This window comes from Priestia sp. 40 (assembly GCF_049368575.1).
Lineage (GTDB): Bacteria > Bacillota > Bacilli > Bacillales > Bacillaceae_H > Priestia > Priestia zanthoxyli.
Genome location: NZ_JBMPZA010000008.1, coordinates 22,099 through 35,607 on the forward strand (window position 1 = coordinate 22,099; position 13,509 = coordinate 35,607).

At 38.8% G+C, this 13,509-nt stretch carries 18 protein-coding genes; 4 read left to right on the forward strand and 14 right to left on the reverse strand.

Going from position 1 to position 13,509, the window contains the following annotated elements:
• Window positions 1-45 precede the first annotated feature (45 nt).
• Entirely contained in the window at window positions 46-1,281 is a 1,236-nt protein-coding gene (locus tag ACO1DI_RS11815) for a Zn-dependent hydrolase (protein WP_423145270.1), read from the reverse strand.
• 299 nt (window positions 1,282-1,580) lie between these two features.
• Window positions 1,581-1,703: a hypothetical protein gene (locus ACO1DI_RS11820; RefSeq protein WP_013057357.1), complete on the reverse strand. Its 123-nt coding sequence runs from the start codon at window positions 1,701-1,703 to the stop codon at window positions 1,581-1,583.
• 292 nt (window positions 1,704-1,995) lie between these two features.
• Here ACO1DI_RS11820 and ACO1DI_RS11825 point away from each other — a divergent pair, with 292 nt between their 5' ends.
• Together ACO1DI_RS11825 and ACO1DI_RS11830 are read left to right on the forward strand one after the other, a co-directional pair.
• Window positions 1,996-2,532: an IseA DL-endopeptidase inhibitor family protein gene (locus tag ACO1DI_RS11825; RefSeq protein WP_208733429.1), complete on the forward strand. Its 537-nt coding sequence runs from the start codon at window positions 1,996-1,998 to the stop codon at window positions 2,530-2,532.
• A gap of 152 nt (window positions 2,533-2,684) precedes the next feature.
• Window positions 2,685-4,271 (forward strand): hypothetical protein, encoded by a 1,587-nt coding sequence (locus tag ACO1DI_RS11830; protein ID WP_423145271.1) that lies wholly within the window; start codon window positions 2,685-2,687, stop codon window positions 4,269-4,271.
• A 39-nt stretch (window positions 4,272-4,310) separates the two neighbouring features.
• Here ACO1DI_RS11830 and ACO1DI_RS11835 read toward each other — a convergent pair whose 3' ends face one another.
• Together ACO1DI_RS11835 and ACO1DI_RS11840 are read right to left on the reverse strand one after the other, a co-directional pair.
• A complete protein-coding gene (locus tag ACO1DI_RS11835) occupies window positions 4,311-4,724 on the reverse strand; it encodes a GNAT family N-acetyltransferase (RefSeq protein ID WP_328575267.1) in 414 nt (137 codons plus the stop codon).
• A gap of 131 nt (window positions 4,725-4,855) precedes the next feature.
• Window positions 4,856-5,053 (reverse strand): hypothetical protein, encoded by a 198-nt coding sequence (locus ACO1DI_RS11840; RefSeq protein WP_014459795.1) that lies wholly within the window; start codon window positions 5,051-5,053, stop codon window positions 4,856-4,858.
• A 47-nt stretch (window positions 5,054-5,100) separates the two neighbouring features.
• Here ACO1DI_RS11840 and ACO1DI_RS11845 point away from each other — a divergent pair, with 47 nt between their 5' ends.
• On the forward strand, window positions 5,101-6,063 hold the full coding sequence (locus tag ACO1DI_RS11845) for an aminoglycoside phosphotransferase family protein (protein ID WP_423145272.1): 963 nt from the start codon (window positions 5,101-5,103) through the stop codon (window positions 6,061-6,063).
• Window positions 6,064-6,080: 17 nt separating this feature from the next.
• On the opposite strand, the gene ACO1DI_RS11850 is transcribed toward ACO1DI_RS11845, so the two are convergent.
• The 4 genes from ACO1DI_RS11850 to ACO1DI_RS11865 form a co-directional block, all read right to left on the reverse strand.
• Entirely contained in the window at window positions 6,081-7,076 is a 996-nt protein-coding gene (locus ACO1DI_RS11850) for an LLM class flavin-dependent oxidoreductase (RefSeq protein ID WP_217027655.1), read from the reverse strand.
• A 14-nt stretch (window positions 7,077-7,090) separates the two neighbouring features.
• Window positions 7,091-7,375, reverse strand: a complete 285-nt coding sequence (locus ACO1DI_RS11855) for a DUF3219 family protein (protein WP_014459792.1) — start codon at window positions 7,373-7,375, stop codon at window positions 7,091-7,093.
• 134 nt (window positions 7,376-7,509) lie between these two features.
• Window positions 7,510-8,103 carry a DedA family protein gene (locus ACO1DI_RS11860; RefSeq protein ID WP_014459791.1) on the reverse strand — a complete coding sequence of 198 codons (594 nt, stop codon included), beginning with the start codon at window positions 8,101-8,103 and terminating at the stop codon, window positions 7,510-7,512.
• Between the two features lie 94 nt (window positions 8,104-8,197).
• Window positions 8,198-8,917, reverse strand: a complete 720-nt coding sequence (locus ACO1DI_RS11865; RefSeq protein WP_423145273.1) for an endonuclease V — start codon at window positions 8,915-8,917, stop codon at window positions 8,198-8,200.
• Between the two features lie 268 nt (window positions 8,918-9,185).
• Between ACO1DI_RS11865 and ACO1DI_RS11870 the strand changes: the two genes are divergently transcribed.
• The gene (locus tag ACO1DI_RS11870; RefSeq protein WP_423145274.1) at window positions 9,186-10,061 is read left to right on the forward strand and encodes a glycerophosphodiester phosphodiesterase; all 876 of its coding nucleotides are present in this window, start codon (window positions 9,186-9,188) and stop codon (window positions 10,059-10,061) included.
• 34 nt (window positions 10,062-10,095) lie between these two features.
• Here ACO1DI_RS11870 and ACO1DI_RS11875 read toward each other — a convergent pair whose 3' ends face one another.
• From ACO1DI_RS11875 to ACO1DI_RS11900, 6 genes are all read right to left on the reverse strand, one after another.
• On the reverse strand, window positions 10,096-10,608 hold the full coding sequence (locus ACO1DI_RS11875; protein ID WP_098600012.1) for a hypothetical protein: 513 nt from the start codon (window positions 10,606-10,608) through the stop codon (window positions 10,096-10,098).
• A gap of 27 nt (window positions 10,609-10,635) precedes the next feature.
• Window positions 10,636-11,130, reverse strand: a complete 495-nt coding sequence (locus ACO1DI_RS11880; RefSeq protein ID WP_423145275.1) for a hypothetical protein — start codon at window positions 11,128-11,130, stop codon at window positions 10,636-10,638.
• Between the two features lie 53 nt (window positions 11,131-11,183).
• Complete coding sequence (locus ACO1DI_RS11885) at window positions 11,184-11,714, reverse strand: ankyrin repeat domain-containing protein (protein ID WP_423145276.1); 531 nt, start codon at window positions 11,712-11,714, stop codon at window positions 11,184-11,186.
• A 66-nt stretch (window positions 11,715-11,780) separates the two neighbouring features.
• Complete coding sequence (locus ACO1DI_RS11890; RefSeq protein ID WP_098113065.1) at window positions 11,781-12,293, reverse strand: Imm6 family immunity protein; 513 nt, start codon at window positions 12,291-12,293, stop codon at window positions 11,781-11,783.
• Between the two features lie 76 nt (window positions 12,294-12,369).
• On the reverse strand, window positions 12,370-12,828 hold the full coding sequence (locus ACO1DI_RS11895; protein ID WP_423145277.1) for an immunity protein YezG family protein: 459 nt from the start codon (window positions 12,826-12,828) through the stop codon (window positions 12,370-12,372).
• Window positions 12,819-13,331 carry an ankyrin repeat domain-containing protein gene (locus tag ACO1DI_RS11900; protein WP_423145278.1) on the reverse strand — a complete coding sequence of 171 codons (513 nt, stop codon included), beginning with the start codon at window positions 13,329-13,331 and terminating at the stop codon, window positions 12,819-12,821. The genes ACO1DI_RS11895 and ACO1DI_RS11900 overlap by 10 nt, the downstream gene beginning before the upstream one ends.
• Window positions 13,332-13,509 lie beyond the last annotated feature (178 nt).

Sequence of the window (13,509 nt, forward strand, 5' to 3'; positions counted from 1 at the left end):
AGCACTAAAAAAGAGCAAACCTCTAAGGTTTACTCTTTGGTCCTGTTACTTCTGAGCTAACTTCATCACCGTCTCTAACAGTACATTTACACCTTTTTCGCATTCTTCCCAAGGAGTGAACTCTTCTTCACAGTGACTTTTTCCGTTTACGCTCGGAATAAAAATCATAGCCGTCGGAATATAGCTAGCTAAAAACTGTGCGTCATGTCCAGCTCCGCTGACCATTCGCTTGTAGGAATACCCAAGCGAACGAACAGTTTCTTCCACTTCATCGCAAACGGTTTTATCAAACCACACGGTATCGCGTCCCCAAAGCTTGGTCACCCGCACTTCGCAGCCTTCTAACAGCTCCGCTTGATTAGGCAGTGACTGAATGATCTTTTCCACGGATGCAATGACGTCTTCATCGGTATGTCTCGCTTCAAGTGAAAAAATAACTTTATTTGGAATAACGGTATGAATATTAGGCAGTACGTTCATACGCCCCATTGTATAGACTAAATTTGAATCTAATCTGCCGAGCTCGTGACGAGCTTCGGCAATTAAATTATTAGTTGCAAAAAGTGCGTCTTTCCGCATATCCATCGGCGTCGTCCCGGCGTGATCTGACTCCCCGGTAACTTCAATTTCATAGCATACCATTCCTAGCACGCACTCGACTACACCGATTGATTTGGCTTCTCGTTCTAGAATAGGCCCTTGCTCAATATGTAATTCTACAAATGCCGACGCTTCAGTAAGACGGCTATTCGTATCGCCTTCATATCCGCATGATTGAAGGGCTTGCTTAAACGTCACGCCGTCAACATCTGTCTTCTTCATCATAACGTCTTTTTGAAATTTGCCCGATAAAATACCTGAAGCCATCATAGAAGGCTCAAAACGCGCTCCTTCTTCATTCGTAAAGTTAACAATGGTAATCGGCACCTTCGGCTTAATATTATGTTCAACCAGCGTTCTTACTAACTCTAATCCTGCAACTACACCGAGGATTCCATCAAACCTTCCGCCTTTTTTTACGCTGTCCATGTGTGAGCCAATCACAACAGGCGGCTTATCTTCTAGTCCTTCAAGCGTAGCGTAAATACATCCAAGATCGTCGATTTTAATATCCATTCCAAGGTCACGGCAACATGAACAAAAATAGTCTCGTGCTAAGCGGTCTTCTTCTGACAGCGCTAAGCGGGTTACACCGTTATTAGGTGTTCGTCCATAATCGGCAAATCGTTCAAGCGTATTTTTAAACCTTTCTCCATTCACTGCTACTTTTTGTCGTTGCAACTCAACCACTCTCCTCATTATTTGGTCATAAAGTGCGTCTAAGATGCGGTGTTAATGAATATCATTCATTATGACATAAAATAGGCGATATCACTTGAAGTCTGTTAGAACCCCTTCCATTGTTTTTGTAATGAAAGTGCGCAGCTTGCCTTATGTATCTATTAGCTTCAAAACGTAAATTTCCTGCTTTTTTCTATGAATAATGCACGCGTCATTTATGCATTTTTATTATAAAAATAATAATAGGTTTTTTTCAAAAAAAAGAGAATTAGTTATTATACTAACTCTCCTCTACACACTTACTTTTTATTTGCTTTCTTCGCAATCGCAATCATTGTAGCCAAAACACCAACTGTAATAATCACAATGGCGATTACAGCAGTGGTAATAATAATTCCTGATGTTACTTCTGAAACACCCATTAGTTTACGTTCTCCTTTTGTGCCTGACCTTTTTATCTACATCAGCATATTGGTCGGTTTATTCCTATTATATACGAACTTGTAAAGTGACGAAATATGTGACACATAATTGACATACTGTTTATATGTTTTCTTTTAATTCTACGTTTTATTTAAGAAAATACGGGAATAATTCAAACATATATAAGAAATACTCTTTATTTCTTTAAAGAAGTATTGTAATATAAATGTAACAATTGTAATATTAACAGCATGAATGTTACATATATTTCAATGAATGAGTAGGAGGGAAATGGAAATGAAAAAATTCGGAATAATCTTAGCATCACTTGCTCTTTTCTTTTCACTAAGCACAGGAGTTACAGCTCAAGCAGCATCACAAAATCTATCAACGACTAATGCGGTAAAAATTGCAGCAAACGCAAGCAACCATTTCTGGAATGCACTTCATGGATCTAAAGGTAATTTATGTACTCAAAAAACATTTAATTATAAAGGCACTCAGTACTCATATCTTTGTCAGGATTTTAATACAAAAACCAAACTAGTAAGCTATTTATCTGAAACTTTTACAAACAGTGCTATTCAAAAAGGATTAACAAACTATCGCTACATCACATATAACGGAAAGCTTGCTCGTCCTGTCGGTGACGGATTCAGCATGCTAGAGTGGAACAAAGCAAAAGCAAAACTAACTTATCAGCGCGCCGATGTTCGCTCTTATCAATTTACGGTTCCAACAGTTGACGGAGGAAGTGTAAAACGCACCGTTACATTTTATAAATCTGGTTCACAGTGGAAAGTAAATAAGTTTGATGCTGTACTATAAGCAGTACCAAAAGCAAGGTCTACCAAGACCTTGCTTTTTTGTGTGCTCATCAGCTCTTTATTAACGAAGTTTCACTTTATTTTCACTAACTCCCCTTATAGTATGGATACACACTACTACTTATTCGATACATTGTCATCGGAGGATTTTATATGAACATACTACAAAAAAGAACGGCTTTTATCGTAACGGCGGCTTTTCTTTTAGCATTTGTTTTCAGTATCGTTTCACTATCACACTATAAAGGAGAAGAACATTTATTTTCGATTCAAGAAAGTCATCAGTTAAAAAAGATTACGAATGGTATATCTGTTCTTGATAATAATTCGAGGGATCATCGTCTTCCTTCAGGAAACGGTCCCGCTTCGTCTACCAACTCCGGAGAACACGTAACGCCTTTTCATAATCTATCTATGGATAACGGTGCCGGAAGTCAAGGAGCTAATAAAGACTATGAAATGCCGCTCGCTCTTTATACGGTGGGCTTTTTTATAGCAGCAGCTTTCGTTTACGGATTATTAAAGAAAAAGAAATGGCATCATTCGATAGAGCATTCTCGCGTTATTTTATGGTCATTACTTGGCACTGGACTATTTATCCGGATTGCGCTGATTCCGTGGGTAGGCTCTCATATGGATGCATCTCTTTTCAAAAACTGGGCATCGGTTGCGGCTAATCATTTTTCAAATTTCTATGCTAAAAGCGGAAGCGATTATCCGCCGTTTTATATTTATATCTTGTTTATCGTTGGGAAAGTTGGCAGTTTACCGGATTTTCAGCAGTATTTTTCGCTGTTGATTAAAATCCCGCCTATTTTAGCAGATGTTGTCACATCTTATTTACTCTATCGTTTAGCTCGTAAATACTTGGCACCTTCTTTTGCCTATCTGTTAGCAATTGGGTATTTATTTAATCCGGCCATTTTAGTTAATTCAACGTTTTGGGGACAAGTCGATTCATTTTTCACTTTGCTTATTGTCCTAGCGATTGTAATGATTACGGAAAAAAGAATTTACGCGTCGGCCGTTATTTTTACAGCAGCGGTCTTAATGAAGCCGCAGGCGATTATTATCCTGCCTATTTTATTTTTCGAACTCATTCGCCTGAAGCAAGTTAAGCATTTCTTTGGCATTGCTTTAACGGCTGCTTTCACTGCTACAGTGATTTTATTGCCTTTTTCAGCAGGAAAAAGTCCTACGTGGATTATTGATTTATTCTCATCCACCATTGGAGAGTACCCGTATGCCTCTGTTAACGCCTATAACTTCTTTAGTTTAATAGGCGCAAACTATAAAGACAGCTCTGCAACGCTGCTGCTTTTCAGCTATCATACGTGGGGACTTATTTTTATCGTCGCGACAACTATTTTTTCATGGCTTATTTATATAAAAGGGCGCAGCTTTAAATACGCCGCTCTTGCAGCGCTTATTCAAATTTCCGGGGTATTTACGTTTTCTTCAAGCATGCATGAACGCTACTTGTTTCCAGCAGCAGCGCTTGCTTTGCTCGCTTATATTTATTTGAAAGACAAAAACTTGCTTTACTTATCCCTTGGATTTAGCATCAGTATTTTTATGAACACTTTTTTTGTTTTATACGGTGACAACAGTATGCAAAACAGTACGTCCTATCCGTTTTCTATGTTTGCTACGTCGATGCTGAACGTTTTGCTTGTTGTTTATTTAGTAAAAGTTGCTTGGAATTTAGTCCAAAAAAGTACGGTTTTAAAAACGGCATAATACAAAAAGCTCAGTGAGTATGATTGATCACTGAGCTTTTTACATAACAAGCGACATGCCTGGCGAGTCTTCTTCTCTTTCTTGAAACCCTAATTTTTTATAAAAATGATGCTTTCCTTTTGCTGCAAACAGCTGAATCGATTCAATTCCGCTTTCTTGACATTTCGTTAACAGTTCTTGAATAATTTGCTTTCCAAGTCCTTTGTTTTGGTACGAGGGATCAACCATCACGTCGCAAATAAGCGCTTGGTAAATTCCGTCTGAAATCATACGGCCAAATGCAATTAATTGTTCATTGTCATAAATACCGACTCTAAACCAGCTGTTGGCTACCGCTTCAAACAGCTGTTCTTTTGTATAATTGCCTTTTTTACTTTTATGTAATCCGCTCGCTTCATGCAGAGCTGCAAACTGCTCAAATAACGGAACCTCTTTTTTTATTACGTAAGACACGTTCATTCTCCTCTCAATACCGTTGCTTTCTATATTATATTTATACATCAAAAAGAATAATAATTCAACATTTTTATCTAGTTATCTTGTTACCCTTTCTCCAAATAAAAAAACTGCCAAACGGCAGTTTTTTAGGCTTGTGCTGATTTTTTTCGTTTTTTAAGATCAATTCCTGCTATAATAAGCAAAATGATTCCAAGAGCAATCATGATTTTACTCACTGTTTCTACCCACTCAGGTGCGCTTCCAGCAAGTAAAAGTGAAAATCCAATGATATAAATAGGAAACCCAACGAGAGCCCAAGGAGATTTCACCTTCTTTTTCTTCATACGTACGATCTCCTCTTTCTTTACAGATTCTATGTAGGCTGTATATGATGAGTTTATCAGAAAAATTTGGAAACGACAAAGGAGATAAACGCATGTATACGCTGCCTCAAACATTTTGTGATACAATTACTCACCTTTACCCTCATAAAAGCCAAAAGTGGCTCGCTGACTTCCCTCAGCTGATTCGCTACTGCGAACAGCGCTGGGGTATCACCATTCACAGTCACTTTCCCCTTTCTTACCACTTTGTTGCTCCTGCGCGCAAAGCAGATGGAAGCGAACTAGTTGTCAAATTTTTTGTAGAGCCTTCAGAGCTGCTTCATGAGCAAGAAGCACTGACAGCAATAGCTGGTGAGAACACGGTAAAAACAGTGGACAGCGATGCTGAAAAAGGCATTTTACTGCTTGAAAAGCTGTCTCCCGGATGCCCGCTTTCCTCTTTATCAACTAAAGAAGAGGCTGTGTTAATCGCTGCTGGGCTCATGAAATCTCTGTGGCGCATGCCTCAATCAGACTCCACTATCGAAGAAACAGCCGTTAAAAGAGAGAAGCAGCTTCGAGAGTATACACAAATGTATCCAAGCGGCATTGATTTTCTTTCTTCCGAAACGCTTCAACACGCGCTAGCCGTTTTCTCTGAATTAAACCGGACTTCTCAGCAGCTTTTTTTGCTTCACGGAGACTTGCATCATGATAACATCTTACAGTCTGGTGAAGCGTGGAAAATAATTGATCCAAAAGGGTTGATTGGAGAAAAAGAGTACGAAATTATCCCTTTTCTTTTAAATCATCTGCCTAAGACAAACGTAGCAGAGACAATTGACCATCGAATCAATATATTTGTAAAAGAACTGAACGTAAATAAAAAACGCATTTTACTGTGGGGATACGCTCATTCTGTATTAGCCACGTGCTGGTTAATAGAAGACCGCCAAGACGCCGCTTCTTTTTTACGTGCTATAGAAGCATTTCAGCACTTATTTGAGTACTATTACGGGCATAAAAAATAAGAGCCGACATTTGGCTCTTATTTTTTGCATTTCTCTGCGACAAGCTCATATGATTTTAATCGGTCAGCCGGATCGTGCGTAATGGTGACAAGCATGAGTTCATCCGCTCCGTAGCGTGCTTGAACTTCTTGAAGACGGACGTGTACTTCTTCCGGGTTTCCGATAATCATAGCTTCTTTCATCTTCTTCATTTTTTTCTCTTCTTCTTCTGTCAGCGGATAGCTGGCCGCTTCTTTAATAGAAGGCACACCTTTTGCTTCCATTTTATCCTGTTGAATTTTCCATACGAGTGAGCTCGTTGCGATGCGATGCGCTTGCTCGGTTGTTTCAGCGCAAATGACCGATACAGTGACAATCGCATAGGGCTGATTCCCGCTCTGTCTTGGCTGAAAAGCCTGCTTGTACTGATCAATAATAGCTGAACCGTCTTGTTCACTCATAAACTGTCCAAACGTATAGGCCATTCCGTTTCTAGCAGCGAGCTCGGCACTTTTTTTACTTGTGCCAAGCAGCCACGGTTCTGGAGAGACAGGCGGAAGCGGCGAAGCTGAAAGCTTGGCGTACTCATGTTCAGCTGGAAATTTATCGTCTAAAAACTGCAGAAGCTCTTCAACAAGTTCAGGCATTTTAAATACTTGCTGCAAGAAGTTATCCGACAGCGCATTTGTTGCTTCAGCCGATCCACCCGGCGCGCGCCCAATCCCTAAATCAACGCGCCCAGGAAACAGCGTTGCCAGCATGTTATACGTTTCAGCTACTTTATACGGCTTGTAGTGAGGCAGCAGCACCGCTCCCGATCCAATTCGAATTCTATTAGTCTGTGCGCCGATATAGCCAAGCATCACTTCAGGAGCCGAACAGGCAAGTCCAGACAAATCATGGTGCTCTGCAATCCAGTAGCGCTCATAGCCAAGCTTGTCACCCGCTTTGGCCAGCTCCATTGATGCTTCTAACGCTTCCGCTGGGGTCTGATGGGATGAAACGGGCGATTGGTCAAGTATACTTACTTTCATCACGCATCTGCTCCTTATTCGTTCACTTCAATTAAACTTAATGAAAAATCCCCTACCTGGCCTTTTTCATATAAATTTGTAAAAGACGTAGAGTACTGGTGAATCGTTCCTTGGAAATCGAGATCTTCTTCCGGGACATTTACATGAAAAGTACCTTTATATAAAAGTGTAGTAATATCATGATATTCCTCACTTGTTACCTTAAAATCAACTGAAACTTTTGTTTTGCCTTTTACAATTTCTTGTTCATAGCTGTAAATTTGAATAGGCGTATCATTTAATACAATTTCTTGTACCACGTTAAATCGTCTCCTTTTTTAGTGCGTATGAAAAATAATAGCACTTGAAGAAGTCATGAGCAAATAAAAGAGCTTCTGGTTGCGCATGCAAAAAAAGCATGGCTTTTCGCCATGCTTGTAGTCCAAAAACGATCTTATACGCGCTTTGTACGCGTGCGTTTGAATACGAAATAAAGAACAATAATCACAAATGCCGCAACTACAAACGGAAGCGTATATTTGCTTGCTACGTCTTCAATGTTCGCCCAGTTCTCGCCTAGCTTTCCGCCTAAGTAAATAAATAAAATCGACCAAGGAATCATCGCTAACACGGTTAAAGACGTAAACTTCCAAAACGGCATTTTAGCAATACCTGCAGGGATCGAAATCGCATGTCGAACAACCGGGACAAAACGAGCGGAGAAAACCACACCCGCGCCGTATTTATTAAACCAGTTTTCCGCAAGATCGATATGCTTATCATGAATAAATAAGTACTTGCCGTATTTTTGAAGAAACGGACGTCCTCCGTAGGCTCCAATCCAATATAAAAACCACTGTGCAATCGTTCCGCCAATAATTCCGGCAATGACTGCTCCTGGAAAACTGATCATGCCTTGAGAAATCATATACCCCCCGTAGGCTAGTACAATTTCACTTGGAATGATTTCAATCATTAAGCCGAGCGCAATACCTAAATAGCCAAGGCTCGTTAAAAAATCCAAAATACTCGTAATAAATGAACTCACCTTTAATCACCTTACTCATTCTTTAATAATTTTACACTACTACTATATTCCAACCATCAGTATAAAAGGAAACTATGAACTCATTATGAACAGCTTACTTCCCTGTTGACTGCCGGTACCTTTTCCTCAGCTCATGCGTATGCAGATCTGCTAGGCGGACTGGAATCGGAAGCTTACTTTCTTTTGAAATAAAATGCATCATAAGCTGATATGACATGTCCAAATCAATATAGTTTCCGCACGACAGAAAAATAGGCTTTACCCCTTTGGCTGTCCTTACTACTCTACCATAAACTTCGCCATCAATCACAATATCTTCATAAGCGCCTGCTGTATCTTCAGGCATAACGTAATCATGTCCCTTGATCTTTAAATAGCTTTTCCCAATTCCAACGGTAGGTTTATTGAGAAAAAACGAAGCATGTGTGGCTACTCCCATGTGCTCGTAGTGCAAATATCCGTTGCCATCAAATAAAAACACGTCGGGCTCTACCTGAAGTTTTTTAACCGCTTCAAGAATTAAAGGAAGCTCTCGAAAAGCTAGAAACCCAGAAAGATAAGGAACCGTTACTTCTCCTACACTGTGCACTTTTTCCACAACGTTTTTCGTCTGATAATCAACCACTACAATGCTGCACGCTCCGTGAGATATGCCGTTTTCTTCCCAGTACGCAACATCAACACCAGCACAGTTATGTATATGCGTCATTTTGACGCGTAATGTTAAATCAATTTGTGCTTTTAGCTTTTGCTGAAGCGTCCAGCACTCCTCTTTCGTTTGCATCGTAAACGCATGTATGTACTGAATATCCATGTTCCATTCCTTTCATTGACTGACTCACCTATTATACAACTATTTTCTAAGAAATTCCTATTCTTTTTTTCACACCTTTTATTATAGCGCTGTTTCCTTAACGTTTGATTAAAATCCCTATTCGTTTACGCATTCTTTGTAAACATCACCATGAAAAAATCCCTAGTTTTCTTTACGAAACGTCAACGCTTTCTACACACTTCCTCTATATCAGCATCACATTTTTTCGTTACGCTATTTCTATACCAACGCATAGGAGAGAAATGTGATGAAAAAATATTTAGCTGGTCTAAGCGCCGTCGCCTTGTTATGCTGTTCAATCGCCTCTTCTGCTTTTGCACGCACGGAAGAAAAACTTACAAATATCGCGCACCGAGGAGCCTCCGCTTACGCACCTGAAAACACAATGGCTGCTTTTCACCAAGCGCTAGAAATGAATGCGGATTACATTGAACTTGACGTGCAGCAAAGCAAAGACGGTGTACTCGTTATTATGCATGACCGTACCGTAGACCGAACGACAAACGGAAGCGGACACATTCGAGAGTTAACGTACGCGGAGCTTCAGCGCTTGGACGCAGGAAGCTGGAAAGGGGATTCTTTTGCGAATGAAAAAGTCCCAACTCTTTCGCAAGTGTTAGATGAATTTCAAGGAAAAATCGGTATATTAATAGAGTTAAAAGCCCCAGAACTTTATCCTGGAATTGAAAAAAAAGTAGCTTTTGAAATCAACAAGCGAAAGCTCGATCACGTCATCGTTCAGTCTTTTAACGTTTCATCCATGAAAAAAATGCATGAGCTTCTCCCAAACGTTCCTATAGGCATACTAACTTCTTCAGAGCGAGATACAGACCCAAACTCAATTCAGCAATTCGCTGACTTTGCCACTTACTTTAACCCTTCCTATGACATCCTAACGCCTGCTCTTATCCACCAAGTCCATTCTGCTGGAATGAAAATATCACCGTGGTCTGGAACCAAGCGGCTTCCCGCTTCATTTTTGTGGAAAACAAAAAGCGACGGAGTCATTACAAATTATCCGGATGAAGTGAATTGGGTGCAAACATCAAGTGCAATCGGACAACAGCTCGAAAAAGGCAGCGCCCGCGGAGTAATTACACTTGCCGTCACAATGTGGCCATAGTCCCTGTAGTCTTTTACTAGTAACCTCGTCTTCCTTACTGCCTTTTTAACGCTTCAATACGTTTAATTTCACTGAAATACTGAAAGTTCCCTTTAAAACATCTCTCCATCGTTTTAAAAAACTGCTCCGCTCCTCCTAACACCATCATAAAAAAGTCTAGTTTTGGAAGCACTACTTTTATGGGAGGAGATGTATGCAAGGTATACAGTACAAACTGTTCAGAAGCCGATTTTAAGGTTAATACTAACGGTTGATCTGGAAAATTCATCTCTCCATATCCGGTCTCTTTTAAACTCTCCATTACATCCACCAAATAAAGCCACATCCCATCTATAACATCCCATGCAGATACATCAAGAAGCGACTCACCGTAGTATTCAAGCTTAATAGCTCCTTCAAGGCAAGTAAAATCAAGCTGATTACCGTAACGAATGAGTTCTTCTTCGTTCGATATATCGATAAAATAGTGCGATTCCTTTTCATATAGAGATGATAAATCGGTAATCAAAATATCTGGACGCTTAATGAATGTTTGAACACAAAACAACGTTATCCCTCCATGCTCTGTTTACTTTCACAGCTCAAATAAATTTTCTCCGTCCTTATTTACCCAATACTTTTCTATTTTTGGAATCAAACCTGTAAAGTCTTCATACGTTCCTTTCCAATCGCTTGGAACATATTCTTCAAATGAAGCCGGCTCAGGAAAAAGTGAGTAGAACGTTTTTTGATCAAAGTCCACTAAAAACGAAGGGCTAAAATCTAATACGTCTTCTCCATCTCCGCTTTCTATTTTATCTTTAAACAGCTTTAAAAGAGTAGCTGCATCTGCTTTATATGACTCTATACGTTGTAAAAAAAGCTCAACATTTTCACTGCTGAGAACCTCGATTCCTTTTCGTTCAGGTTCGATGTATTCATTAACCGCTGAATCACCTTCACTTTCAAAAGCTTGTGCAAACTTTACATAATCCAAATACCATAGCTCTCGATCGGTCACATACCATTGAAACTGCTTTTTATGTACCACTCCGACAATTACGTTTTCAGCATATATGGGTTCTAGCATGAGATGGACCTCCTTGCTTTTATTAGTTTTGTGACCTGTTATATACGATTTAATTAACCTTTAAGCACTCTCTTTTGTACTTTTTCATTCAGCTTTCGCTTTAAATATTCAGCAATTTCTATTTGTCCAAATTCCTTAGCATATCGATACGCATCCATATCCTCGATATTCTCTCCGGTATATTGAACGGAAATATCTATACCTTGATCAACTAGATGTTCAACTACTTCTCTATGACCACCGTAAATTGCTGCGAATAATGGATTTCTTTTTGCTGAGCTTACATCTAATTCTGCTCCAGATTGGATTAAGTACTGTACTATTTCTACATGCCCCTCACCTGCTGCCACTCTTAAGGGAGAAGCATCAAATATATCCCCTTTTATATTTACATCGATTCCTTTATGCACTAGATACTCTACTATTTCCATCTGTCCTTTTTTTGCTGCTATATGCAACCAGCTACCAAATGGAGTCATGGTGTGTAGAATTGCTTTATTACTACCTATTAATTCTTTGACTGAGTTAATGTCACCACGTTTAATTGCATTTCTTATTGCTTTATTGACGCTGTTTTTCTCCAAAGCATATCCCCCTTAATTTAGCTGTTTCTACCGTTTTTACTTTTAAATAGTTGTGGTCAGTGAACTTCACTGTCGTACTTGTAGTTCTTTTAAGACTTTTGTTCGCAGATCATTCACTGTTTTCCTATTCTTATCATCATTTAATAAAGAAGTTAATCTTTCTATGTAACTATCCGCATTCTCTATACATCTTTCAAAACCATTTATAAAATGCTCTACTAATGTATCATTAACTAAAGCAATGGGTTCGGGATAATATTCGACGCCTTCTCTTTCAAATGCTTTTCTACTAGTATAGGCAACTGCATCAATAATACAGTCCCAGGCTATAACATCTGTTTTATTATCTGACGTCTCTTGAATTATTGTGATACCATTTTCCTCGTGATCTAATAATTCATAAAGAGTATCTCCACTATTTTCTTTGTCTTTTAACCATTCCCAGCATTTACATATAACTTTCCGGGCTGAAATTTGATCTTCCGTACGAGAAAGTACCGGTACTACTTTTTCTGAAAGTGCCAGAAAAAATATCACTTTATCATGTTCTGTTAAACTATTGAAATTAGCATTAGTCATTCTTAAACTCCATTTCCACTTCTCTCACTATGATGAGCTTAACTCCTCCGTCTATATATCTTTTGCTCTTCTATGATTAGGAAAGAAATTTTTTTATGATCTTTTTATCATATTCATCTTCTGAAATAATCCCTAAGTACTTATACTCCCAAATCACCTGTTGTTCATACGGGTCAACAGTAAGAATATCTTCATACCTGTAGTCTATCTCAAATTTCCCATCATGACCTAAATGCAAAGTTAAACTTGTCCATATCTCCTGTTTGTTTTCTATAAATACATCTAACAACTCACGAAAGCACTCTAACTGTTTATCTAATAACACTAAGTAGCTCTGTTCTGACACCTCAAATAGTTCAGGTATATCATGACTATATATAGGTTCATCGCTTCCTTTTGGATAATAAAAGAAATACGTTGTTTGAGAACCTTCTCCTACTTCTGCATACAAATAGATTTCTCGCCAGTCTTCTTGTGTCATTTCCTTTAAATTATCGGCCACCTTTTGATAAATATTATTAAGCTTTAATTCCATTTACTGTCCACCTTCTGCTTTAAATATTCAGCAATTTCTATTTGTCCTCGTTCAATCGCAAATTCACAGGCATCCATATTTTTCATCGTATCCCCTGTATATGTTACAGTAATATCAATACCACTCTGAACAAGGTATTTTACAATATCAAGATGACCACCATAAATCGCTGAAAATAAAGGATTTCTACTCGAATCGCTTACATCTAATATTGCACCTCTATCGTATAAGTACTGAACTATGCTAAATTCACCTACACTCGCTGCATGTGCAATTGGCGCTGACTTTGGTACACCTTCATTTGTGTTAATATCCATCCCGTATTCAACTAGGAACTTTATCATATCAAGGCTACCAGCTCTAGCAGCCACGTGTAGCCACGTTCCAAAAGGAGTTATAAGCTCAAGCAGCGTTTTATCTGTAATCAGAATCTCTTTTGCTTGTTCTGTATCACCATTCTTAATGAGATCATAGGTTTTAACTGCTTTTTCCTTATTATCCATAGAAACCTCCTAAGATATTTTTGTTCATAAGGCTTCTTCACCAGTTTATAGTATCAGAGAGATTCCTTTAGTCTTCTGAAATCCCTTCCAGAATTCTTCTAATGATTTAGATAGGATTATGTGGATATTCTTTTAAATAGTGCTCTATTAAACTCTTACTCTATTTCAGCATATTGGT